Source organism: Aeromonas sp. MaB10011B (genome assembly GCF_017939325.1).
Classification (GTDB): domain Bacteria; phylum Pseudomonadota; class Gammaproteobacteria; order Enterobacterales; family Aeromonadaceae; genus Aeromonas; species Aeromonas caviae.
Genome location: NZ_JAGKRK010000030.1, coordinates 1 through 24918 on the forward strand (window position 1 = coordinate 1; position 24918 = coordinate 24918).

The 24918-nt window shown below is 61.6% G+C and carries 19 protein-coding genes and 1 other RNA gene; 4 read left to right on the forward strand and 16 right to left on the reverse strand.

Annotated elements, in window-relative coordinates; all coding sequences use genetic code 11:
- The 6 genes from J9893_RS09605 to J9893_RS09630 form a co-directional block, all read right to left on the reverse strand.
- On the reverse strand, positions 1 to 1794 hold a 1794-nt coding region (locus tag J9893_RS09605; RefSeq protein ID WP_210621917.1), incomplete at its 3' end, for a DEAD/DEAH box helicase family protein.
- Positions 1791 to 2240, reverse strand: a complete 450-nt coding sequence (locus J9893_RS09610; protein WP_210600232.1) for a DUF86 domain-containing protein — start codon at positions 2238 to 2240, stop codon at positions 1791 to 1793. The genes J9893_RS09610 and J9893_RS09605, both read right to left, overlap by 4 nt.
- An 8-nt stretch (positions 2241 to 2248) precedes the next feature.
- On the reverse strand, positions 2249 to 2680 hold the full coding sequence (locus J9893_RS09615; RefSeq protein WP_210600233.1) for a nucleotidyltransferase domain-containing protein: 432 nt from the start codon (positions 2678 to 2680) through the stop codon (positions 2249 to 2251).
- Between the two features lie 5 nt (positions 2681 to 2685).
- Positions 2686 to 3642 (reverse strand): DUF5655 domain-containing protein, encoded by a 957-nt coding sequence (locus J9893_RS09620; RefSeq protein ID WP_210600234.1) that lies wholly within the window; start codon positions 3640 to 3642, stop codon positions 2686 to 2688.
- A complete protein-coding gene (locus J9893_RS09625; protein WP_210600235.1) occupies positions 3639 to 4928 on the reverse strand; it encodes a restriction endonuclease subunit S in 1290 nt (429 codons plus the stop codon). Before J9893_RS09625 ends, J9893_RS09620 begins: the two co-directional genes overlap by 4 nt.
- Positions 4925 to 6898 (reverse strand): class I SAM-dependent DNA methyltransferase, encoded by a 1974-nt coding sequence (locus J9893_RS09630; RefSeq protein ID WP_210600236.1) that lies wholly within the window; start codon positions 6896 to 6898, stop codon positions 4925 to 4927. The genes J9893_RS09625 and J9893_RS09630 overlap by 4 nt, the downstream gene beginning before the upstream one ends.
- Positions 6899 to 7388: 490 nt before the next feature.
- Between J9893_RS09630 and J9893_RS09635 the strand changes: the two genes are divergently transcribed.
- The gene (locus J9893_RS09635; RefSeq protein WP_210600237.1) at positions 7389 to 10055 is read left to right on the forward strand and encodes a phage/plasmid primase, P4 family; all 2667 of its coding nucleotides are present in this window, start codon (positions 7389 to 7391) and stop codon (positions 10053 to 10055) included.
- A gap of 223 nt (positions 10056 to 10278) precedes the next feature.
- Here J9893_RS09635 and J9893_RS09640 read toward each other — a convergent pair whose 3' ends face one another.
- The 10 genes from J9893_RS09640 to J9893_RS09685 all read right to left on the reverse strand — a co-directional run bounded on the left by J9893_RS09640 (position 10279) and on the right by J9893_RS09685 (position 20984).
- Positions 10279 to 11397: a site-specific integrase gene (locus J9893_RS09640; RefSeq protein WP_210600238.1), complete on the reverse strand. Its 1119-nt coding sequence runs from the start codon at positions 11395 to 11397 to the stop codon at positions 10279 to 10281.
- A gap of 85 nt (positions 11398 to 11482) precedes the next feature.
- Positions 11483 to 11579: signal recognition particle sRNA small type (ffs, locus tag J9893_RS09645), an RNA gene on the reverse strand.
- Between the two features lie 102 nt (positions 11580 to 11681).
- On the reverse strand, positions 11682 to 12470 hold the full coding sequence (locus tag J9893_RS09650; protein ID WP_171864759.1) for a sulfite exporter TauE/SafE family protein: 789 nt from the start codon (positions 12468 to 12470) through the stop codon (positions 11682 to 11684).
- Positions 12471 to 12561: 91 nt separating this feature from the next.
- Positions 12562 to 13998 carry an arginine-ornithine antiporter gene (gene arcD, locus J9893_RS09655; RefSeq protein ID WP_201957260.1) on the reverse strand — a complete coding sequence of 479 codons (1437 nt, stop codon included), beginning with the start codon at positions 13996 to 13998 and terminating at the stop codon, positions 12562 to 12564.
- A 365-nt stretch (positions 13999 to 14363) separates the two neighbouring features.
- Entirely contained in the window at positions 14364 to 15125 is a 762-nt protein-coding gene (locus J9893_RS09660) for an SDR family oxidoreductase (RefSeq protein ID WP_103243199.1), read from the reverse strand.
- 71 nt (positions 15126 to 15196) lie between these two features.
- Complete coding sequence (gene mmsB, locus J9893_RS09665) at positions 15197 to 16117, reverse strand: 3-hydroxyisobutyrate dehydrogenase (RefSeq protein ID WP_210600239.1); 921 nt, start codon at positions 16115 to 16117, stop codon at positions 15197 to 15199.
- A 27-nt stretch (positions 16118 to 16144) separates the two neighbouring features.
- On the reverse strand, positions 16145 to 17245 hold the full coding sequence (locus tag J9893_RS09670) for an enoyl-CoA hydratase/isomerase family protein (protein WP_210600240.1): 1101 nt from the start codon (positions 17243 to 17245) through the stop codon (positions 16145 to 16147).
- Between the two features lie 78 nt (positions 17246 to 17323).
- A complete protein-coding gene (locus tag J9893_RS09675) occupies positions 17324 to 18115 on the reverse strand; it encodes an enoyl-CoA hydratase (RefSeq protein WP_041215244.1) in 792 nt (263 codons plus the stop codon).
- A gap of 118 nt (positions 18116 to 18233) precedes the next feature.
- Positions 18234 to 19391 carry an acyl-CoA dehydrogenase family protein gene (locus J9893_RS09680; RefSeq protein WP_210600241.1) on the reverse strand — a complete coding sequence of 386 codons (1158 nt, stop codon included), beginning with the start codon at positions 19389 to 19391 and terminating at the stop codon, positions 18234 to 18236.
- An 81-nt stretch (positions 19392 to 19472) separates the two neighbouring features.
- Entirely contained in the window at positions 19473 to 20984 is a 1512-nt protein-coding gene (locus J9893_RS09685) for a CoA-acylating methylmalonate-semialdehyde dehydrogenase (RefSeq protein ID WP_210600242.1), read from the reverse strand.
- Positions 20985 to 21250: 266 nt separating this feature from the next.
- Here J9893_RS09685 and J9893_RS09690 point away from each other — a divergent pair, with 266 nt between their 5' ends.
- Genes J9893_RS09690 through J9893_RS09700 form a run of 3 tightly spaced genes read left to right on the forward strand, consistent with a single transcriptional unit; the run spans position 21251 to position 24870 of the window.
- On the forward strand, positions 21251 to 22399 hold the full coding sequence (locus J9893_RS09690; protein WP_210600243.1) for an isovaleryl-CoA dehydrogenase: 1149 nt from the start codon (positions 21251 to 21253) through the stop codon (positions 22397 to 22399).
- A complete protein-coding gene (locus J9893_RS09695; protein WP_210600244.1) occupies positions 22396 to 24012 on the forward strand; it encodes a carboxyl transferase domain-containing protein in 1617 nt (538 codons plus the stop codon). The genes J9893_RS09690 and J9893_RS09695 overlap by 4 nt, the downstream gene beginning before the upstream one ends.
- Positions 24013 to 24021: 9 nt before the next feature.
- Complete coding sequence (locus tag J9893_RS09700) at positions 24022 to 24870, forward strand: enoyl-CoA hydratase-related protein (RefSeq protein WP_042878770.1); 849 nt, start codon at positions 24022 to 24024, stop codon at positions 24868 to 24870.
- The last annotated feature ends 48 nt before the right edge of the window (positions 24871 to 24918 follow it).

Here is a 24918-nt window from a genome sequence, read left to right on the forward strand (position 1 = left end):
CTTGGCCTGACCAGCCAGCAGTGGTGCGACATGCTGGCGGAAATGCTCGACGATCACCTGCACCTTCTGGCCAATGTTGTGGGGATGCAGCCGCACCCACTGGGAGAGCTTGCGTTTGGCCTTCTTGCTGTCAACTTCTGCGTCTGCCGCTTCACTGTCCATCGCCAGTTTGTAGGCCAACTTGTAATTGGTGTAGTTCCGAAGCACGTCAAGGATGAAGCCCTCCTCGATGGCTTGGCGCATGGTGTAGACATGGAACGGCTCGGGTTTATTCTCATCCGAGATCGGCAGATTCGGCTTAGGTGGGCGACCGAACAACTCCAGCGTCTTGGCCTTGGGGGTCGCCGTGAAGGCGAAGTAACTGATGTTCTGGCTGCCACCGCGAGCGGCCAGGGTCAGGTTCATCACGTCCTCGGCCGAGAACTCTTCCTCATCATTCAGCTGCTCAGCCATCAGCACCTCACGCAACTGACGAGCGGTCTTGCCGGTCTGGCTAGAGTGGGCCTCGTCAGCCACCACCGCAAAGCGGCTGGCTTTCAGGCTGGTGCTCTCCTGAATGGCCTTGAGCACATGGGGGAAGGTCTGGATGGTGACGATAATGATGGGGGTACCGCAGGTCAGTGCCTCGGCCAATTGGGCAGACTTAGATCCATCGCCCTCTTCCCGATTGATGCGGGAGATCACCCCAGATGCGTGGTCGAACTGGGCGATGGTCTCCTGCAATTGACTATCGAGCACGGTCCGATCGGTGACCACGATGACCGAGTTGAACAGCTTTTCTCCGTCACGCCGCAGGGAGGCCAGCTGATGGGTAAGCCAGGCGATGGAGTTGGACTTGCCGGAGCCTGCCGAGTGCTGGATGAGGTACTTCTGGCCGCTCCCTTCCTGCTGGAGCGTCGCCAGCAGCGTCTCAACCACCTTCCACTGGTGATAGCGGGGGAAAATCATCGTCTCTTTCTTCTTGAGGCGGCCCAGTGCGTCCTCTTCGAGCTTCACCTGCAGATGCAGATAGCGACCCAGAATATTGAGAAAGGTCTCGGGCGCGAAAATCTCCTGCCATAGGTACTCGCTGGCATAGCCTGTCTCAGGCTGATCGTTCCCTGCCCCGCCCTTGGCGGTACCCCGGTTGAACGGTAAGAAAAAGGTATCTGCTCCAGCCAGCCGAGTGGTCATCGCCACCTCAAACTGATTCACAGCAAAGTGCACCAAGGCTCCGCGACGGAAAGCCAGCAGCGGCTCACGCTTGCCCGCAGTCACCAATGGGCGGTCGAAGCGGTACTGCTGCTTGGCGTTCTCCAGGCTCTGTTTGAAGCAAGACTTGAGCTCCAGCGTTGCCACCGGTATGCCGTTCAGGAACAGAGTGAGATCGAGTCGGCCCTCATAGCCATGGGGACTGTAGACCAACTCCGGCACGACCCGTAGCCGGTTCTTCGCATAACGCTCGACCAGTTCGGGGTTGAGGTCGTGGTCGGGCTTGAAGGTGGCTACCGCCAACCGATGCCCTCGGTCTTCCACCTGATGACGTAGCAGCCACAGGGAGCCCCGCTCATCGCTCTCCAGAGCCCGCACCGTGGCGTTCAGCAGGTGCCGCTCAGGCTCTTCGCCATAGGTCTTGCAGTATTTCTGCCACCCTTCCGGCTGGCTTTCCTGCACATAGGCGATCAGATCTTCCGGGTAGAGAGCTCGCTCGCGGTCGTAATAGGCCGACTCGCCCACCAGCCAGCCCTGGTCGGCCAGTTGCCCGATGATATGGTCCTGAAACGCTTTCTCCCGTGCTTTATCATCCAGGCTCATGGCCGGTCTCCTTGCTTTGGCTCTTCTTGCAAAGAAAGCCACACCAGCCCCTGCTCGGCAAAGGTAAATAGCTGATCGCTATAGCCTTGAGCAATCACGCTGCGAATGATCTCGGGATCGATATTGAGGTAATCGTGTACCAGGGCGTTACGCAGGCCGATGATCTTGCGCCAGCCGCTCAACCCTTCGGCAGGCTGGGCCCCCCGCTGAACCAGGATCTCGAACGCCTGATAGGCGTCCTGCGGACTGTGGCCCGCCAACCCCTTGGCCCAGTGTTTGGCCACCCCGATGCAGGCTTCGATGGAGACTTGCAAGGTCCGCTCGGCGGCCCGGTATTCGAGATTAGAGAGGGCCCGCTGGCCCAGCAGAGTTCGCAGTTCAAGCAGTTCGGCCTGATAGTGGCTAAGGCTCAATCGAAGGGCGGTGATATAGGCGTTATCGGCCATGGGAAGCGTCACTCCTGGTGTGAAGAATGATTGGGAGAGCGGAAGTTCAGTTCCATCTGCGACATGATACGAGCTTCTTCACGCAGGCGGCGACCCTGATCGCGGCAAAAGAGTACCCGGTTGGCATCGACGATGGCAAAGGCCAACGGAATAGGCGCCTGATTGATATCGACTACCGACAGTTGCCCCTCGGCCAGCCCCAAGGCTCGTTGCCAGTCGAGGGCCAGCAGTTCGGGCCTCAACCGGTTATCCAGCATATCGGGCAGCTTCACCGGATCGAAGGCCACCGCCAGATCCCAGTCGCTGTGGGGCCCCGCATTCCCCTTGGCTCGGGAGCCATAGAGCCAGAGCACCGCCACCTCGAGATGGATGGCAGCCAAGGTAGCCAGTTGCCCGATGAAAGGGTCCTGAGAGGCTCTTTCCCGTGCCTTGTTGTCCATGTTAATCAATTCTCCAGGTAGGAACGCTCGATCAGGGGGATAACCTTCTCCCAGTCTTGCTGGTGACGAATGGTCAGCTCTAGATCACCGGTCCCCCAATGGCCCTTATTGCGGGCATCGACAATCCTCCCCTCCGCTATCTCGACGGTATCGGGGTCGAGATTGAGGTAGAGCTTGAGGTGCGGGTCCTGCTGGGTGGAGGCAATCACCACGCAGACAAAGTTGCGGATCTTCTTGAAGGCCGTGTAGAGCTTGAGCTCCTTGCGTTGTACCTCATCACCCAGCGTCTCAATAAAATCGCACACTGACTCGTGGAGGGTACGCAGCGATGGACTGGCGACAGCCAAACGTTCAGCATTGGTACGAACATGGCCATTGGTCGCTTGGACTGCCTCACTCACCGGTATCGATGGCGGCAAACCTGGCTCTGTCGGGGTAGAGGGTTTATTGACCTGGCTGGTTACCGCATTGACCAACTCCAGCATCAGCAGATCGTCACCAAACAGTTTGTAGCGGATCAGCTCCACATTGCGGTTGATCTGCTGCACGGCGTGCAGGTCATAGCGGGTGAAGTCACCTGCGATACAAAGCAGGCGAGTGCCAGACCATTCGATACCGTCAGCCACCTCTTTCCCCAGCGTTTCCATCACCAGCCAGCGGAACTCGGCCTGGTGGTCGAGCAGCCAGTCCAGGTAGAAGAGACCCTGATTGATGACGTTTTCGTTACTGTAGCGCTTGTACTCGATGATCACCGGGCAGCCATTCTCATCGATCCCGAGGGAATCGATCCGCCCTTTGTGGGTCTTGCCGGTGGTGTACTCGCTGGCCAGGAAGCGAACTCCGAGGAAGGCGGTCATCTGTTGCTCGATCAGAGCCTGTAGCTGCTTCTCAACCACGGCGGCCCTACCCTCCAGCTCGTTCACCCCTTGCGGGCCATAGCGAAACAGCTTGATATCGCTCATGCGGCCACCTCGTTGGAGGGCTGCGTCCAACCTCGCAGATCAATCTTGCCGGTGACTGCGGCGGAGATCAGGGCGGAGCGGCGTTCCTGGAGTAATGCAATTTGCTCGCTCATTTTGCTTGCCAAATGTTCGAACTGACGCTCCATTTTCTCGATATAAGCAACAATGTAATCTTGCTCATCCTTGGAAGGGAACGGCATTAGAATTCGGCCAAGCTCGTCAAAATATAAACGCAGTCTCATCTCCATAATGCCACGAGACCATCGTTTAAATTCTTTTTGTGCAATATCAGCACGAAATAGGTAGTGATAAAATTTTGAATTTATTGGTCTCGTAGCACGCAAAATATCGTATGCTGGGCTTGTTACACCACTGTAGTCAGAATAACCAACAGCCCCCATCCAGGCCAAAAGTTTATTGACAACGATATCACCTTTCTTTACAAGCCAATAGCCATCCGTAGTTGATGACTTGTTGCCACGTTGCTCTAGCTCTTTACGTGGTTTCACACCGATATCTGTGTAAACGGAGAGTAGTTCGAAGTCGTTATTTTCTGGAGCAGGTTTAGCAACCAATCTGAAAAAACGCTTTGTAGGTACAACCTCCCATTGCTCTGGCACTTTTCCGAGCCACTCGACGCCGGAGTCTTTCATGGGGGCATCGGGGTTGAGGCCCTTGGTGACGGCGTGGGAGATCACCGCCTGCCGCTTCTCCTTGAGCAGTTCAATCAGTTGCTGCTGCTTGGCAATCAGCCGATCAATCCGGGAAGTTTCATAGTCGAGGAAGGCGGCTATATTTTCTGCTTCACCATACGACGGGGAGCCAAAATGTATGTTGCCAAGATCTTCCTGCGTCATACTTGGCAATGCCGTATTGGTTGAATAGAGACCAAACTCGATTGTCAACGCAGCATAATAAAGAAATTTAGCAGGAATCGTCTTTCCCACCTTGGTATAGAACATCGTATCAACAGTCCAAAATGAACCATTAATGTAAAGTGGTTTATCCACTGTTCCTTTTCTACCCAAGAGTACCGATTCGCCAGAGTACAGATATTGTTCAGACCAAGTAAATTGACCTCCCGAGCCAATTACCGGAAAACCCTCCGTTGCTTCGACATGCTTATAATCTCTACCGTTTTCGATGGATGCCATTCGTTTGAGCTTTTTGGGTTGCCAATGGCTTGGTATTGCTCCTAGTCGAGTAATCCCCGAATCCTTATATTCCGGATAGGGGCGATACTTGCCCGCCAGTTCTTGCTGCTGGGTCGCCAATACTCCGATCATGAATGCACCTCCGCCAGCAGTTGCATAATCTCCTTGGCGACCGCATCCAGATCGGCGTCGATGGCCTCCAATGAACGAGGTGGCTGGTACTGGTAGAAGTGACGGTTAAAGGGGATCTCGTAGCCGACGATGCCGACCTGGCCATCCAGCGGGTCGGTCTTGCCCAGATCAATCCAAGCATCCGGCACATGAGGCAGCACCTCCCGCTTGAGGTACTCGTGAATGTCTTCCCCTAGCGGCACGTTCTCGTTGTCCCGCAGTTCGGAGCTGGCCTCCACTTCCCCCTTGCTCTTGCAAGGTTCTGCCTCATCACACTGCTCGCCCAAGGTGCTCACCAGCAGCTTAAAGGCGGGGGCTGGCAGCTTAACTGTGCCTAACGCCTTGGTGAGCTGCTTTTTGAACTGCTCGCGGCAGAGCAGTCGCTCCGGCAGCGTTGGCAGGGCCGCCAGGATGGCTTGCTGCAAATTTGCATCTAGCTTGTCCCAACCCTTGTCGGCGGTGAGGCTAGCGAGCCGCTCAGCATCGTGCGGGGTGAACACCAGTTTCAGCGGCCGCTCCACCGTGATACGGCGATAACCGAAGGCGGTGGTGGGGAAGATCTTGGCGATGGGGCCTGCCTCGTAGCGGCTGGCGAGGCGGACGACTTCCTCAATGGCCTCGTCATTCAGGAACTTGCGTTTGGAGCCCAAGGATTTGCGCATGGGACTGTGCATGTCGCTGGCGTTGATCAGCAGCACCTTGCCCTTACGCTCGGCTGGTTTGTGGTTGGAGAGCAGCCAGATATAGGTGGCGATGCCGGTGTTGTAGAACATGTCGGTGGGCAGGGCCACCAGGGTATCGAGCAGGTCGTGCTCCAGGATATAGCGGCGGATCTCGCTCTCGCCGCTGCCAGCCCCGCCGGTAAAGAGTGGAGAGCCGTTGAGGATGATTCCGATACGGGCACCCTGTCCTTGGCCATTGGCGGGCTTCATCTTGGCCATCAGGTGTTGCAGGAACAGCAGCGAGCCGTCGGAGACGCGGGGCAGACCCGCCCCGAAGCGACCACTGTGGCCCTTTTGCAGGTGTTCGTCCCGAACCTGCTTCTCGACCTTCTTCCAGTCCACCCCGAACGGCGGGTTGGAGAGGCAGTAGTCAAACCGATCCGTAGGCAACTGATCATCGGAGAGGGTGTTACCCAGCTTGATATTGCTGATGTCCTGCCCCTTGATCAGCATGTCGGCCTTGCAGATGGCGAAGGACTCGGGGTTGAGCTCCTGACCGAAGGTGGCCAGACGGGCCGCCGGGTTCAGTTCGTGCAGGTACTCCATGCCGCAGGAGAGGAAGCCGCCGGTCCCGGCGGTGGGATCATAGATGGTCCGCACCACGCCAGCGGTGGTCAGAGCCTCGTTATCGGCCGCAAACACCAAGGAGGTGGTGAGCCGGACGATGTCGCGGGGGGTGAAGTGCTCACCGGCGGTCTCATTGGAGCTTTCGGCAAACTTGCGGATGAGCTCCTCGAACACCAGACCCATGTGGTAGTTGTCCACCGCCTCGGGGGAGAGATCCACATTGGCGAAGTTGCGAACCACCTTGTAGAGCAGATCTGCATCCTCCAGCAGATCGATGCTGGCGGCAAAGCCGAAGTGCTCGAACACCTCGAACGCCTCACGGGAGAAGCCCCGCACATAGGCATCCAGGTTGTCGCCGATCTGCTTCTCGCCAAGGTTGTCCAGGGTGAGCTTGGCGGTGTTGTAGAAGCTCTGTCCGGCGGCACTCAGCAGCAGCTTGTGGCGGGCATTCTCGGGCATGGCCTTGGTGGTCTCTGCCGTTTCAAGCACCTTGTCACGGGTGGGGGCCAGCACACACTCCAAGCGACGCAGCACGGTGAAGGGCAGGATGATACGGCCATACTGGGACTGCTTGAAATCCCCTCGCAGGAGGTCGGCTACCGACCAGATGAGGTTGGCAAGGGTTGAGATATTGGTAGTCATGAGAACCTCTATGGACCGCTGGGCGGTCTGAGACAGACGAAATGGGGGGAGTCTATCACGGGACGCCACCCGTGGCTGTGATCTCGACGGCACCTCCTTTCCTGGATGGAAGTACATGTCGCATTCTCAAGCGGAGCGATTTGGGCCTGTAGATAAGGTCTGCCAGTCCATGGAGAGGATTAGGAAATCAGCAATATTGTGAACTTGGTCTCACTATCGAGATCATATGAAAAAATTGTTTATCGTGGATTTTGCGTTGTTTACAACGAAAACGCGAAATGGGGGCTTTGGGGTGCAAAAACGAGGGGTTGTATTGCATCTGCCGATCCGTATAGTCGGGGTTGTCGGCGGGCAGACGCCCCCGCACATCGAACCTTGGCTCTACGCCATAAGCCCTCGGGGGGCGCCAATTACCCGACTGATTACCGCCGCTCGGAACGCCTACACAACTGATTTTAGTTCCGGCTGCGGTCATCGAAGGAGAGACACCATGTCTCAAACCAACCAAGTTGACCTTGAATTTGCCCTGGCCGATGCTGGCCACTCCCTGACCATTGACTTTGCTGCTGTCAAAGAGCAGTACCCCATGCTGGACGTCGCCTCGGCCTTGACCGGACAAGACGTCAAGAAAGTCGGCTCAAACACCTATCGGCTGGATGATGCCAGTTGTCCGCTGTGCGGCCATAATGACTGCTTCACCCTCTATCCTGACGACGACAGGTTCCACTGCTTTAGTTGCGAAGAGAACGGGGATGTGTTCGACCTGATCGTCAAATGCGGCCAGGCCAACAAGCTATCTGACGCAGCCCGTCTGCTCCTGCTAGGAGAGCTGTCCGTCACCCCGACCATCCGCAAGGTGGTGAAGCTGGAGCAACCCGTCTACACGGCCCCACCCGCTCGCCTGCAAGAGCTCTTCACACTCGCGGCTCGCCACTATCAGGCTCGTCTGGATGTGGACGAGCTGATGGAACTGCGTGGCCACTCTGAAGAGGTGCTGGTGGGGTTGGATGTCGGCTTCTCCGGTGGCCTGAACAAGGCGCTGAGGGATGCAGGCTTCTCCCAAGAAGAGCGGCTGGCATCCGGTCTGGTCAAGTCTCGCAAGGATGACCCTGACCAGCTCCGTGACTTCTTTCCGAGCGACGTCTATGTGTTCCCGCACTACGACCGCAATGGGCAGGTCAGCCGCTTTACCTTCAAGGACCCAAATAAGCAGCTTCAATACCAGTTGCCAAGCCACCACTGGCTCAACGGCGTGCAGTTCTACGGGGAAGAGAGTCTGAACGCTCTCGGTACTATTGCCCTGGTAGAGGGGGAGAATGACCGCCTGTCTCTGGTGGATGCCGGTTGGCCAGGCCCTGTACTGGCCACTATTGGCACACTGTCACAATCCCAACTTGAGTGGCTGGCCCGTGAGCTGGCAGAGCGTGACGTGGTAACCCTGTTTGACACCGATGAGGCGGGCGACAAGTACCGCTCCAAGGTGGCCCAACTCGGCCTCAAGCTGACTCAGGTCAAGCTGCCAGAAAGCGTGAAGGACATCGACGAGTACCTGCACGGCGACAACCCGTTGCCCCTGCCGGAGCTGGTGGCGGCATTCACCCAGGTCGATTCTGTGGCCGAAGCCGAAGCCGAAGCCGAAGCCGAAGCCGAAGCCGAAGCCGAAGCCGAAGCCGTCCAGGACAACGATCAACGGCCGGAAGTCGTCAAGATTGTGTCTCGCACTGCCATCTTTGAAAACGAACTCAATGACTCAGCCAATGCCGAGCGGTTCGTACAGATGCACGGGCATAACCTGAAGTTCGTCCCTGAGTTAGGTGGCTTCATCCACTTTGATGGCACGCACTGGACCCAAGATGACTGGACTCCCATGACCCTTGCCCAAACTGTGGGCAAAGAGATCCAGGAAATCGGACAGGCTCTGATCAAACAGGCGTGCAAGAAAGAAGAGTTCGCCTGGGCATATTCGGTGCTCAGACAGGGCTCTAGCAGCCTTAACCGGGCAGGCATCCAGAACATGGTGGAACTGGCCAAGCCAATGATGACGGCAAGGTTGCACGAGCTGAACGCCAATCCGATGCTGTTGGGCACGGCGAACGGCGTCATCGACCTGAAGACGGGCCGCCTGTTGGCACCGAGACGGGCATTTATGATGACCCACCATAGCCCGGTGGCATATGACCCGACCGCCACTTGCCCAAGATGGGAGCAGTTCATCAGCGAGATCACCTGTGGGGATGCTGAATACGCAGCCTTCCTGCAACGTTGCGTGGGTTACTGGATCACTGGCCGGACTGACGAGCAGTTGCTGTTCTTCCTCCACGGGGGCGGCTGCAACGGCAAGAGCACCTTCATGTCCGTCATCCAGCAGTTGCTGGGGGAGTTCAGCCGGCAGATCAGCAGTAACGTCCTGTTGTTCAACCGCAATGGCAACACAGGACCAAACCCGTCCCTGACCAAGCTGGTGGATGCCCGCCTGGTGGTTGCCAACGAGTTGCCAGAAGGGTCTCGCATGGATGAAAACCTTGTGAAAGCCATGACGGGGGATGACGTGATTGTTGCTCGAGCCCCCTACGCCAAGAAGGAAATGGAGTTCCGCCCTTACTTCTCGCTGGTGATGGTGGGGAATCACAAGCCAGAGATCCGCGATACCAGCAATGGCATGTGGCGTCGGATGATGATGTTGCCCTTCAATGCCTCCTTCACGAAGGCACAGTTGGACCCGATGCTGATGGAGAAGCTGCAAGCCGAGATGTCCGGTATCCTCAACTGGGCCATCAAAGGCTGCCAGATGTGGCAGGAGCAGGGCCTCAAGGCGTTCATGCCTGCCAGCCTTAAGGCGGACGTCGAGAGCTACCGTGCCGAGTCAGACCTGGTGGGGTGCTTCCTGGAGGAGTGCAGCCAGGCCAGGGAAGGAGCCAAAGTGTCCATGAGCGACGTCTACGCGGCCTACGGCCGTTGGGCCCAGCAGAACGGCGAGTGGGTCATGAAGCAGCTCGCCCTCAAGAAGAAGCTGGCGGAGAAGGGCTTTGTCACTACCCGTTATAACAACAAGGTCACCGTCATCGGGTTGACCCTGCTCGACAGCGAGATGGCGGACATGAGCGTAACGCCAAGCCGAGAACAGCGGCCTGAGCCAGGAGCTAACTACACAGTGTAACGAATGGGGGGCCTGAAGGCCCCTCTGCCGTTTTTGATTTCCCCGCTTTCCCCGCCAACAAAGGCAAAGGGGTCATTTCGGATGGTCAACCTGCTGAAAAAACAGCTATTTATAGAACTTTTCCTGTGAGAATCATCGTAGAAAAAGTTCTTTAAAATGCCAAAATTACGGCAGTTCCAGCAGACCCATCCTTCCTGTTATCCAGCATCGGCAGGGATGGGGGTTACAAGGCAGCCTCAATGGTCTCCTTGAGCTTTTCAACCGAGATCCCACCCCCATAGCGGTCATAGCTGATCGCTCCGTTAACGTGCCCCAGGATGGCAGCAGCGAATTGTAGCGGCACCCCTTTATCCTTCAGTGTGGTCCCCACCGTGTGCCTCAAGCTGTGGAAGTCTTTTGGCACCGGTCGGTTGCGACTGAACCACTGTCCCCACAGGTGGCTGTAGCCGTCTTGGCGATGGGGTAGTTCGGTGAAGAGCCGTCCCCCTGCCCTCTCCTGCACAAACGTCAGGAAGCCTGTCTCCAGCAACGCTGAGTGGATCGGTATGAGCCTGGCACTGTTCTCGGTCTTGAGCTTCTGATCGGGTCTGCTGGCCTGCACCTTGATACACCAGACGCTATCCACCAGCACCACATCATCGGCATAGAGCTGGCAGATCTCGTTGGCTCGAGCCCCCGTGTAGAGCCCCAACAGGGCTATCCAGCGGCGATAGGGCTCCTGCCTTTTCGCCCATTGGATGAACCTCTGCCTCTCCTCCATTGTGTAACCACTTCTGGCCTTGGTCTCTTTGACCCGCTGTAACTTGAGCCCAGCGAAGTGGTTGATGACCCCATCCTGATGGTTAGCCAGCCAGTTAAACAGCAGGGAGAGCTTCTGGAGATACTTGTTGATGGTGGTCGGGCTCTTGCCGGAGTTCAGCAGCTCCTCCTTGAACTTGACCACGTCCTCTTTCCCATAGTCGGCAGCAGGTCTATCACCCAGAGCCTCGATAAAGGAACCGAGATAGTGCTTCTGGTTTTTCCGCTCCTTGGGTGCCCAGGAGAGGGCCTTCTCCTTCTGATAGCGGTCACTCAGAACCGACAGGAGCGGAGCAAGCGGTTTGGCCGCCCGAGCCACCGGCTTGGTGCTCGACTGGTTTACTGGCTCCTCAGGGGCACCAACAGACGGCACGGTAGACGTCGGCCTGGATCGCACACAGGCAAGCAATTGGGCAACCTTGTGGCGGGCACATAGTTTGTCGCGGGTACGCAGGGATTGTTTGATCTCTTTACGACGACCACAGGGGAGCGTGGTGACTTTCCGGTAATACCAGATGCCGTGGGGACTGAGCCAGAGATTCATTGCGAGCGCTCCTGTCGTCCACATAAAGTGGATGACCAGACGGCTCAGGAGAGGTAACTTATTGAATCGCAGAAACAAGTGGTGGCCCTACCAGCCACATCCCGGCACTCGAGTCCCCCGCCTTGGCTGCTACCTTCCGGTCCTGACCAGGTCGACGGGTTATCAATGCGAGAGGACCAATAGGACCACCGGCGAGGAGAATAGGCAAACTGGCCCCTCAATGCAATGGCTTTCTACCGCATCACGAGCCGTTCGCCTTATTTTTCAACAATCTGGCCAAGGGTTCAGCTAAAGAGCATGAATTTGGCACCCACCAGCAACATGAGCAGGGCAAAGGCCTGCTTGAGCCGCCGGGGTGACATTCGGTGTGCCAGTCTGGCGCCCAGACGGGCAAACTGGGTGCTGGTGAGCACGATGCCAAGCAGGGCTGGCAGATAGATGAATCCGACGCTCCACTCGGGCAGATCGGCGTCTCCCCAACCGGCATAGAGGTAGCTGAGGCTGCCTGCCAGGGCGATGGGCATGCTGCAGGCGGCGGAGGCGGCCACGGCGTTGCGCATGGGCACCGAATTCCAGGTGAGGTAAGGCACGGTCAGCGAGCCGCCACCGATGCCGAACAAGGCCGACATCCAGCCGATGACGGTGCCCGCGATCCCGGTACCAAGGGGGCCCGGCATGTGTCGCTCCGCTTTTGGCCTCAAATTGAGCCCCATCTGCAGGGCCATGGTCCAGGCGAAGCAGCCGATGATGATGTTGAGGGTGCTGGCGCTCAGCAGGTTGGCGGTCATGCCGCCGAGCCAGGCACCGACCAGCATGCCGGCGCCCAGGCGCCGAATCATTCCCCAGTCCACCGCCCCGGCCTCCTGGTGCGCACGCAGGGAGCTGAAACCGGTGAAGATCATGGTGGGCAGCGAGGTGCCGAGGGCCAGATGGGTGATGATCTCCGGCGCCACGTCCTGTGCGTGAAAACTCAGGACCAGCACGGGGACGATGATGAGTCCGCCGCCGATACCGAACAGCCCGGCCAGCATGCCCGCGAAGGCGCCCAACACCAGATAGCCCACAAACAGCATAAACATTCCTTCAATAACGAAACAGCGGTCAACTTGACCGCCATTATCCATAAAAAAGAGATGGCATCTTGCCATCTCTTTATTGTGCCGATTAATGCAGGGGAATGGTACCGTCCATCACCTTGTAGAACGCCAGCACGGCGCAACCGAGCAGGGCTGCCGTCATCCCCTGCTCCAGCCGGTTGAGGCTGCGCAGGCCGTGGTGCTGGCGCGCCTTCCAGTAGATGAAGATCCCCGGGCTGTAGAGCAGCGCCACCAGCAAGAGGTACTCCACTCCGGCGGCATAGACCAGCCAGCAGCCATAGACGGTGGCCACCAGGGCCAGCAGCAGGTCGCGCTTGCGCTGATGGGGCTGGTCCGCGTAGGTCTCCCCTTTCAACGCCAGCTTGAGACCGTAAGCACCGGAGAAGACATAGGGCACCAGGGCCGCCGAGGTGGCGATGTTCACCAGCGCCAGGTAGGTGCTGTTCTGGAAGTAGATGATGATGAGGAAGGTCTGCACCAGGCAGGTGGAGCACCAGAGCGACACCTTGGGGGAACCGTTCTTGTTCTCCTTGGCGAACCAGGCCGGGAAGACCCCGGTCTTGCCAGCTATGTAGGGCACTTCCGCCGCCAGCACGGTCCAGCTCAGCAGGGCCCCCATCACCGAGATCACCAGGCCGATGTTGATGAGCCAGGCGCCCCAGGGGCCGACCACGGCTTCCAGGATCATGGCGGTGGAGGGGTTCTTGAGGGCCGCCAGTTGCGGCTGGTTCATGACCCCCAGGGAGAACAGGGTCACCATGACGTAGAGCGCCAGGGCGCCGAGCAGCGCCAGCACGGTGGCGCGGCCCACGTCCTTGCGATGGCGGGCACGGGCGGAGACCACCACGGCCCCCTCGATGCCGATGAAGACCCAGAGGGTCACCTTCATGGTGGACTTGACCTGATCCATCACGGAGCCGAGCTCGGGACTCCCCTGCCCCCAGAGATCCAGGGTGAAGGTCTCCATGTTGAAAGCGAGCAGGATGGCTACACAGAAGACGATGAGGGGCACCATCTTGGCGATGGTGGTGACGATGTTCACCAGCGCCGCCACCTGGATGCCGCGCAGCACCAGGGCATGCACCGACCAGATGAGCAGGGAGGCGAGCGTGATGGCGACCGGGGTGTTGCCGTCACCGAAGATGACATTGTCCGGCGTGTCGAAGAAATAGCTCAGCGCACTGAACACCACGATGGCGTAGGAGACGTTGGCCAGCAGCTGGCACAGCCAGTAACCCCAGGCGGCGTTGAAGCCGACGAAATCCCCGAACCCCGCCTTGGCGTAGCTGAAGATGCCGCCATCGAGATCCGGTCGACGCATGGAGAGATTCTGGTAGACCAGGGCGAGGCAGATCATGCCGATCCCCGTGATGGCCCATCCCAGGGCGACGGCCCCGGCACTGGCGTGCGCTGCGATGTTTTGCGGCAGACTGAAAACCCCGGCACCGACCATGGAGCCGATCACCAGCGAAATGAGGGCACCCAGCCCCAGTTTCTTGTCCATCTCAAACCTGTTTTATTAGGCGGCGGCTGAGCATCCGTATTCATACAGCGCGCGACATGGGAGGGGCTAGAAATCCGTACCCCGTGAAAAAGGCGGCAACTATATTGCATGACTATTCCGGCCGCAATCCCTCTTGCCGTCAATCATGAGCCGCCTTGACCGCGCGCAATTTTACAGCACTGACCCGGAGTGCCTGTGAGCTGGTTCAAATTAAGAAAGACCCGTTGATATTTCACGACTTTTCATGATGTCGCCCCGCTTTTCAAAAAGCGGACCTGCATGGCTATGCACCCTTGCTCTGGGGCCTTTCCTCTGCAAAAACGCCCCTGCAGGAGGGGCGTCAGAGAGGGTATATGCAGGGGGGACTAGAGCCTCAAGCCGCCGTCCAGCTCGATCATCCGCCCGGACAGATAGTCGTTGGCAAGGATGAACTGCACCGTCTGGGCCAGCTGCGCCGCCTGCCCCAGGGTGCCCACCGGGATGGCCTGCTGCATGCGGGCCATGGCTTCGGGTTTCATCGCCGCCGTCATATCGGTGGCAAAGACGCCGGGGGCGATGCCCATCACCCGGATGCCGTGACGGGCCAGCTCCTTCCCCCAGGTGACCACCAGAGAGGCCACCCCCGCCTTGCTGGCGGCATAGTTGCTCTGGCCCATGTTGCCGGCCCGGGCGATGGAGGAGATGTTGATGATGACGCCCCCCTCCCCGCCGGTGGCCATCAGCGCCGCCCCCTCGCGCCCGCACAGGAAGGTGCCGGTGAGATTGACGTCGATGACACTCTGCCACTGGGCCAGGCTCATCTTCTCCGTCAGTGCCCCCTCCTTCACCTTGATCAGCATGCCGTCGCGCAGGATGCCGGCACAGTTGACGAGGCCGTGCAGGGCCCCCAACTGATCCTTGATGGCGGCGAAGGTCGCCTCGACCTCCGGCTCGCTTGCCACGTTGCAGACGAACAGGGCGCAGCGGCCGTCACGGCTGCGCACCTCCGCCTCGGTCACCTCCAGATCGGTGCGGTTGACGTCGATGAGTGCAAGCACGGCACCTTGCTCCGCCAGACTCAGGGCGATGGCGCGCCCGAGCCCCCTGCCCGCCCCCGTGATCGCAATGACTTTCCGTGTGATATCCATAAATGCTCCTGGTGAGATGGCCGGTGACTGTCGAGTCAAAGACTATCGGGTAAAAAGGTAGATAGCGGCCCTTAACCCGGCGCTGTCTTGTCCCGATAGAGCTCGAGGATGCTGGAAAAATCCTTGTTCTCCTGGCCCAGGCTCGCGTGCAGGTTGAAGAGGTTGCGGGCCAGGGCCCCCATGGGCACGGCGCTGTGGGCATGTTCCGCCAACGCCATGGCGAGCCCCAAATCCTTGACCATCAGCCGGGTCATAAAGCCCCCTGTATACCCACGGGATGCCGGGACGTTCTCCATCACCCCGGGCCAGGGGTTGTAGCGCTCCAGGCTCCAGTTGTTGCCCGAACTCTTGCCCATGATGGTGGAGAGCACGGCGGGATCCAGCCCCTCCTTGACCCCGAGCGCCAGCGCCTCGGCGGTGCCGGCCATGTGGATGGCGAGCAGCATGTTGTTGCACATCTTGGCGATCTGGCCCGCGCCGAGGGCACCGGCGTGAAACAGGTTATGCCCCATGCAGGCGAGCACGGGTCTGGCCGCTTCAAAATCCGCTTGTTCGCCGCCGACGATGAAAGTGAGCGTGCCCGCCGCCGCGCCAGCCACGCCCCCCGAGACGGGTGCATCGAGAAAACGGATGCCGCGCGCCTGCGCCGCCGCCCCCACCTGACGGGCCGAGGCCACGTCTATGGTGGAGCAGTCGATGACCAGGGCACCGGGCGACAGGGCCGTCAGCAGATCCTGGCCGCCCCGCTCACCGGCACTCTCCCCCAGCCAGAGACTGCGCACGTGCTCGCCCGCTGGCAGCATGCTGATGACCAGCTCGCAGCCGCTCACCGCTTCCCGGGCATTGCCGGTGGCGAGGCAGTCGGCCTCGATGGCGCGGGTCAGGCTCTCGGGCACCAGATCAAACACCTGCACCCTGTGCCCCGCCCTGGCCAGGTTGGCGGCCATGGGGCCCCCCATGTTGCCAAGCCCGATAAACCCAATCCTTGTCATGGTGTGCTCCTTGTGTGTGATCCCGCGTCAGCGGAGGCGCAAGGGGTTGTCCCCCTCGGGCCAGCGATAGAAGGCATCCAGCCAGGCCTCGCCCGTCTGCGGGGCCTGCCAGCGGGGGGATTTGTCCTTGTCGATGAGCAGAGCCCGCACCCCTTCCACAAAATCCCCTCTGAGCACGCAGTTGACCGAGAGGGTCAGCTCGTCGGCAAACACCTCGGCCAGGGACTGGCGCCGTGCCTGCCAGAACTGGCGCCAGAGAATGGCGCGGCTGATGGGGCTGCCGCGAAGGCAGGTCTCCCGCCCCTGAGTCAGCGCCGGTTCGTCCAGCTCGGCGTCCTCGAGGCGTGCCAGCACCCCTTGCAGGGAGCGGCCGGTCAACAGCGCATCGATGCGGGCCTGGTGGGGCAGCAGTACGGGAGGCGGCAATGCCTGACCAGGGGCCTCCTGCAAATCGGTGAGCAGCGCCTCGATCTGCTCGCAGGGGTCGCCTGCGGACCAGTCGAGGGCGGCGAGGCGCGCCGGCAGCTCCGCCCGCTCGCGGCTCCCCATGGCATGATCCGCGAGCCCCAGGCCGATGGCGTCCGTTCCGTTGAAGCGGGCACCGGTGAGGCCGAGCCAGAGCCCGAGCCGCCCCGGCATCCGACTCAAAAACCAGCTGGCCCCCACGTCCGGATAGAGGCCTATGGTCACCTCCGGCATGGCGAACAGACTCTTCTCGGTCACCACCCGGAACCCGGCCCCGGCAAAGAGACCGATGCCGCCCCCCATGCAGATGCCGTCCGCCACGCAGACAAGGGGCTTGCCGTAGCAGTGGATGTGGTGATCGAGCCGGTACTCCTGTTCGAAGAAGTCGCGGGCATAGCCAAACAGTGCCGACTCGCTCCCCTCCTGCTTGCGGTAATAAAAGGAGCGGATGTCGCCACCGGCGCAGAATGCCTTCTCGCCGGCCCCCTGCAACAGCACGCAGACGATGGCCGGATCCTGCTCCCAGCGGGTCAACGCCCCCTGCAACAACTGGATCATCTCAAGGCTCAGGGCATTGAGGGAGGCGGGGCTGTCCAGAGTCAGCATGCCGATGTGGCGGCCATCCGCCGTGGGGAGGGTCTCGATGCGCACGGGCTCAGTCATGGTCGGCCCCCGCAGACCGGGTATCTGCCCCTGCGGCATGGCGGGTCGCCATCATTACCTCATTCATCCTTCACTCCCTCACTCTTTCGGCCTGGATTGGTCGTAACGCCAGCGCGGGGCCCGCTTCTCGAGGAAGGCCGCCACCCCTTCGCGCTGGTTGGCATCGTCAAACAGGGCGAGAAAGAGGCTGCGCTCGAGCGGCAGCGCCGCGTCCCTGTGGGTGCTTCGCCCCTGATTGATGAGCTGTTTGCAGGCGCGCAGGGCGCTCGGGCTCTGGCGCTCCACCAGCTGGGCCATCTGCTGCGCCGCCTCCCAGGCGTGCCCCTCGGTCACCACCTCCTCCACCAGCCCCATCTCGTAGGCCAGGGTGGCGCTCACTTTCTCGCCGCAGAGGATCATCCGCTTGGCCCAGCCCGGCCCCACCAGCTCGGTCAGGCGCTGGGTGCCACCGGCACAGGGCAGCAAGCCCACCGAGGCCTCCGGCAACCCCAGCTTGGCCTGCTGCTCGGCGATTCGGATGTCGCAGGCCAGTGCGACTTCGAGCCCCCCTCCCATGGCATAGCCGTTGATGGCGGCGATGCTGACCCCGTGAAAGCGGGCCAGCGCCTCGAAGGCGTGGCCAAAGGCCTCGGCCACCTCGCGGGCATGCGCCAGGCTGCCGTCGGCGAACATCTTGAGATCGGCGCCGGCGCAGAAGAATTTCTCTCCGGCACCGCGGATCACCAGGGCCACCACGTCGGGGCGACCATCCAGCTCCACCATCATCTGCAAGAAGGCTTTCAGGCTGGCGAGCGTCCAGGTGTTGGCGGGTGGGTGATCGAGGGTGATGTAGGCCACGTGGCCGTGATATTCGAGCCTGATCCTTGTCATTGCGTTGTCCTTGTCAAAAAAACTGCCCCATGATGACAGGGTTGAATGGAGCCAACCTGCACCTGGCTCACAAAGCCTGAGGACGTGCCGACTGCGTCCTCAGAGCAGGCCCCTCCCGCTATTCCAGCGACAGGCCGGGGTCGGCCAGCAGGCGGCGGGCGATGATGAGCCGCATCACTTCATTCGTCCCTTCCAGAATGCGGTGCACCCGGGTGTCGCGCAGATAGCGCTCAAGCGGATACTCGCGGATATAACCATAGCCGCCAAAGAGTTGCAGGGCGTCGTCGCAGATGCGGTGCCCCACATCGGTGGCAAAACGCTTGGCCATGGCGCACCAGGCACTCTTGTCCGGGCTGCCCTCATCGAGTTTGGCGGCCGCCTGGCGCACCAGCAGGCGGGCGGCGGCCAGCTCGGTGGCCATGTCGGCCAGGCGAAACTGCACGCTCTGGAATTCGCTGATCGGGTGTCCAAATTGCTGGCGCTGCTGCACATGGGCCAGGGCATCGTTGAGAGCCTGCTGAGCTGTGCCCAGCGAACAGCTGGCGATGTTGATGCGCCCCCCATCGAGCGCCTGCATGGCGAACTTGAACCCTTCCCCCTCCTCCCCCAGCCGGAAGCGAGCGGGAATGCGCACGGCGCTGAAGTCCACCTCCCGGGTCGGCTGGCTGTTCCAGCCCATCTTCTCCTCCGCCTTGCCGTAGCTCACGCCGGGGGTCTGGGCCGGTACCATGAAGGCAGAGATCCCCTTGGCCCCCTCGCCACCGGTGCGGGCCATCACCACCAGCACGTCTGTGCTGCCGGCGCCCGAGATGAACACCTTGCTGCCGTCGAGGAGGTATTCTTCGCCATCGCGCACGGCGCGGGTCTTGAGGGCCGCAGCGTCGGAGCCCGCCCCTGGCTCGGTGAGGCAGTAGGCTCCCAGCAGCTCGCCGCTGGCGAGCCTGGGTACCCACTCCTCGGCCACCTCGGCAGGCAGCCAGCTGCCCAGCATCCAGCTCACCATGTTGTGGATGGTGAGATAGGCGGTGGTGGAGGTGCAGCCCATGGCGAGGCGCTCGAAGATGAGGCTGGCATCGAGCCGGTTCAGGCCCAGACCGTCATACTGCTCCGGGGTATAGAGGCCACACAGGCCCAGCGCCGCCGCCTGCTTGATGGTGGGGATGGGGAATTCGTGATCCCTGTCCCAGCGCGCGGCATGGGGTTTGAGCGCCAGATCGGCGAAGGCGCCGGCCGACTCGACACAGGCCCGTTGGGATTCGGTCAGGGTAAAATCCATCTTGTTCGCTTCCTTTGTACTTGTTCCGTCGATCCGTTGCTGTCAATGGGGGCACCCGGGCAAAGTGGGCAACCCCTGCCGTCAGCGCAGCTGAATGGTCATATTGGGGCCGTTGGGAATGTCTTCGTCGAACCAGCGCTCCGTCACCGTCTTGGTCTCGGTGTAAAAACGCACCGCCTGTTTGCCGTAGGCGTGCAGATCCCCGTAGAAGGAGCCGCGCCAGCCGGTAAAAGAGAAGAACGGCAGCGGCACCGGGATGGGCACGTTGATCCCCACCTGGCCCACCGCCACCTCGTGGCGGAACTTGCGGGCGGCGGCGCCACAGCCGGTGAAGAGGGAGGTGCCGTTGCCATAGGGGTTGGCGTTGATGAGGGCAAGCGCCTCATCCAGGCTCCCCACCTCGAGGCAGGCCAGCACGGGCCCGAAGATCTCCTCCTTGTAGATGCGCATCTCGGGGGTCACGCCGCGAAACAGGGTCGGCCCCACCCAGTTGCCCACCGGGTAGCCGGGTACGTCGCAAAAACGGCCGTCCAGCAGGCACTCGGCTCCCTCGGCAATCCCCGCCTCGATAAGCCCCTCCACCCTGACTTTCGCCTCCGGGCTGATGAGGGGGCCATAAGCCGCCTCGGGGTCGTGCCAGACGCCGGGTTTCACCTTGGCGAACTCGGCGGCGAGCTCGGGGATCCACTCCCTGGCGCTCCCCACGAACACCGCCACGCTGATGGCCATGCAGCGCTGACCGGCGGCGCCGACTCCGGCTCCCACGAGGTTGCCGAGCACCTGCGCCTTGTTGGCATCCGGCATGATCACCATGTGGTTTTTGGCGCCGACAAAACACTGGGCGCGCTTGAGCTGCGACGTGGCGCTGCGATAGACGTGACCGCCGACCCGGGCCGAGCCCACGAAACTGACTGCCTTGACATCGGGATGGGCCAGCAGCGCATCCACCTGATCGGCGCCGCCATGCACCACCGACAGAATGCCCCTGGGGGCCCCCGCCTCGGTAAACAGCTCGGCCAGGCGCATGGGGGTGAGAGGATCCTGCTCGGAGGGCTTGAGCACAAAGCCGTTGCCGCAGGCCACCGCCAGCGGGAACATCCAGAGCGGGATCATGGCCGGAAAGTTGAACGGCGTGATGCCGACGCAGACCCCGAGGGGCTGCACCCAGGAGTGGCCATCCACCCGGCGCGCCACGTTGCCCATGGTCTCCCCCAGGGTCTGGCTGGCAATGGCACAGGCCTGCTCCACCACCTCGATGCCGCGCCACACATCCCCCTTGGCATCCGCCAGGTTCTTGCCGGTTTCCTGGGCCAGCAGGGTCGCCAGCTCGTCGTGATGCACTTTCAACAGATGCTGGTAGTTGAACATCACCCGAGCCCGCTCGGAGGGAGGCACCTCCCGCCACTGCAGGTAGGCGTCGTGGGCGGTGCGCACCGCCAGCTCAATTTCCGCAGAGGTAGCTTTCGGCACCCGCGCCAGCAGATGCTGGTCCGCCGGGTCGGTCACCTCTATCCACTCGTCGCTTGCGGACGGACACGCCTCGCCACCGATGTAGAGCGGCAGATCCCCGTACTGGGTGTGATGCTGGCTCATGCCCCCCTCCTAGCCCGTTGGCAGGCGATGGCAGGCGATGGCAGGCCACTGCAGGCCGGCCACATCCATGTTGCTGTTGCACATCCTGTTCACTCCTTGCGCTCATCTACCCGGGTAGCCCTTGCGACGGGCTGCCATCGAATTTACCTTAGACTAACAACTCATTTACGTTTACGCTAACGTAAACTTGAATCACGAATGGACTGACCAGTCATCACCCTGATGGCAGGGGAAATCGGCAGTCCACTGCACCAAGGAGAGCACGGATGCATGCCCTGATGGATGAAACCCTCCAGGCCCTGACCGAACAGGTCGAGGCTTTCTGCCAGAAAGTGATCGCACCGCGCGCCAGCGAGATCGATCAGAGCAACGCTTTCCCCCGGGATCTCTGGCCCCGCATGGGTGAGCTGGGGCTGCACGGCATCACGGTGGCGGAGGAGTATGACGGGGTGAACCTCGGCTATCTGGCCCATGTGCTGGTGATGGAGCAGGTGAGCCGCGCCAGCGCCTCGGTCGGCCTCTCCTACGGCGCCCACTCCAATCTCTGCATCAACCAGATCCACCGCCACGGCACCCCTGATCAGAAGGCGAGATATCTGCCCTCCCTCGTCAGCGGCAAACACGTGGGGGCGCTGGCCATGAGCGAGCCGGGTGCCGGCTCCGACGTGGTGAGCATGCGCCTCACTGCGGTGCGCGAGGGGGATCACTTCGTGCTGAACGGCAACAAGATGTGGATCACCAATGGGCCCGATGCCGACACCTTCGTCATCTATGCCAAGACCGATGCCGCCGCCGGGCCCAAAGGGATTTCCGCCTTTATCGTCGAGGCGGGGACTCCCGGTTTTTCCACCGCCCAGAAGCTTGACAAGCTCGGCATGCGCGGATCCAGTACCTGCGAGCTGGTGTTCGACAACTGCCGAGTGCCACAGGAGAACCTGCTGGGCCCCCTGAACGGCGGGGTCAAGGTACTGATGAGCGGTCTGGACTACGAGCGGGTGGTGCTGGCGGCCGGGCCCCTTGGCATCATGCAGGCCAGCATGGACGTGGTGCTCCCCTATGTGCGCGAGCGCAAGCAGTTCGGCCAGGCCATCGGCGAGTTTCAGCTGGTGCAGGGCAAGCTCGCCGACATGTATACCCGTCTCGCCAGCAGCCGGGCGCTGGTCTATTCGGTGGCGAGCGCCTGCGATCAGGGCCGCACCAGCCGCAAGGATTGCGCCGCCGCCATCCTGTTTGCTGCCGAGAACGCCACCCAGATGGCCCTCGATGCCATCCAGCTGCTCGGCGGCAACGGCTACATCAACGAATACCCCACCGGCCGCCTGCTGCGGGACGCCAAGCTCTACGAAATCGGCGCCGGCACCTCGGAGATCCGCCGCTGGCTCATCGGCCGCGAGCTGATGGGAGAGCGCGCATGAGCAGGATCCACTCCCGCCTAGACACCGCGAGCCCCGACTATGAGGCCAATCGGGCCGCCATGCAGGCACTGGTCGACGATCTGAATACCCGCCTGGAGGAGATAGCCCAGGGCGGGGGCGCGGCCAACAACGCCCGCCACCAGGTCCGTGGCAAGCTGCTGCCCCGGGAGCGCATCGACCAGCTGCTGGACCCGGGTTCCCCCTTTCTCGAACTGTCGGCGTTGGCTGGCTGGCAGGTCTATGACGAGCCGGTGCCCGCCGCCGGCATCCTCACCGGCATCGGCCGGGTCTCGGGGCGCCTGTGCATGCTGGTGGTGAATGACGCCACCGTGAAGGGCGGCACCTACTACCCCCTCACGGTGAAAAAACATCTGCGCGCCCAGGCCATCGCCGAGCGGCTGCGCCTCCCCTGCCTCTATCTGGTGGATTCCGGCGGCGCCTTCCTGCCCATGCAGGACGAGGTGTTCCCCGACCGGGAGCATTTTGGCCGCATCTTCTACAACCAGGCTCGCATGTCGGCCCAGAGCATCCCCCAGCTGGCGGTGGTGATGGGGCTCTGTACCGCCGGGGGTGCCTACGTGCCCGCCATGGCGGACGAGTCCATCATGGTCAGGGAACAGGCCACCCTCTTTCTGGCGGGCCCGCCCCTGGTCAAGGCCGCCACCGGTGAGGAGATCAGCGCAGAAGCCTTGGGCGGCGCCGAGGTGCACTGCGTCCACTCCGGGGTGGCGGATCACATGGCCCGGGACGATGCCCATGCCCTGGCCATCACCCGCACCCTGGTAAGCAACCTGGGTGACAACCAGACGGCGGCGTCACCCGCCCCATCCGCTCCCTCCTATGATGAGCCGCACTACCCCATCGAGGAGCTCTACGGCCTGGTGGGCACCAGTCTCAAGCGCCCCTATGACGCACGAGAATTGATCGCCCGACTGGTGGATGGCTCTGTGTTTGACGAATTCAAGGCGTTGTTCGGCACTACCTTGGTGACGGGTTTTTCCCGCATTGAGGGCATGCAGGTGGGGATCCTCGCCAACAACGGCGTGCTGCACAGCGACAGCGCCCAGAAGGGGGCCCACTTCATCCAGCTCTGCAACCAGCGGGGGATCCCGCTGCTGTTTCTGCAAAACATCACCGGCTTTATGGTGGGGAGTACGGCGGAGAAAGAGGGGATCGCCAAGCACGGCGCCAAGCTGGTGACCGCCGTGGCCTGCAGCCGGGTGCCCAAGATCACCCTGATCGTCGGCGGCAGCTTCGGTGCCGGCAACTACGGCATGTGCGGGCGCGCCTATGAACCGGATTTTCTGTTCAGCTGGCCCAACAGCCGCATCTCCGTCATGGGGGGCGAGCAGGCGGCCGGGGTGCTGGTGCAGGTGCGCCGGGACAAGCTGGCCGCCGAGGGCAAGACTCTGGGCGAGTCGGAGGCGGCCGCCATTCGCGCCCCGGTGATAGCGCAGTACGAGCGCCAGGGTCACCCCTATTACGCCAGTGCTCGCCTGTGGGATGACGGCGTCATCGACCCGGTCCAGAGCCGCACCGTGCTGGCCCTGGCGCTGGCGGCCTGCCAGGGGGCCGAGCCGGGCCCCAGGCAGTACGGCATCTTCCGGATGTAAGGAGTTCATATGTCAGACCCGCTCTTCAACGATCCCCTTGCCCATTTTCGCCTGGAGCGCCACGGCCCGGTGATCGAGCTGGTGCTCGCCCGCCCGGCCCGTCACAACGCCCTTGATGCCGACCTGATGCAGGGGCTGCTCGACTGCCTCGACGAGCTGGCCCACGGCCAGCCGCTGGCCGACCGCCCCCACGTGCTGCTGCTGCGCGCCGAGGGGCCGCATTTTTGCGCGGGCGCCGATCTCGAGTGGATGCGCAAGATGGCAGGGGAGGCGTTCGACCCCCGCGCCTTTGACAAGAATCGCGAGGACGCCCGGGTGCTGGCCCACCTGATGCAGGCACTGGACGAGCTGCCCTTCCCCACGGTGGCCCTGGTGCAGGGGGCCGCCTACGGCGGAGCCTTAGGCCTTGTCTGCGCCTGCGACATCGTGCTGGCCAGCGAAAATGCCCGCTTCTGCCTCTCCGAGGTGACCCTGGGACTGGTGCCTGCGGTGATCAGCCCCTACGTGGTGCGCGCCATGGGGATGCGCCAGGCCCGCCGCTACATGCTGAGCGCGGAGCCTTTCGATGCCATCACCGCCTGCCGACTCAACGTGGTGCACAGGCTCAGCCAGCCTGATCAGTTGCTGGCGGAGGGACGCGCCATGGCCCTGCGGTTGTGTCGCAACGGCCCCCAGGCGATGAAGGAGACCAAGCGGCTGCTGGCCGCCCTCGAAGGGCGCCCAGGCCACCAGCACGAAGAGCAGACCGTCGAGACCATCGCCCGGGTACGGGTCGGCCTCGAGGCCCAGGAGGGGATCCAGGCCTTCTTCGACAAACGCCCCCCAACCTGGCGCCCCCGTTTCAAGGACGAAGCATGACTCAATACCACCCCATCAAGCCCCTGCTGATCGCCAGCTGTGGTCAAT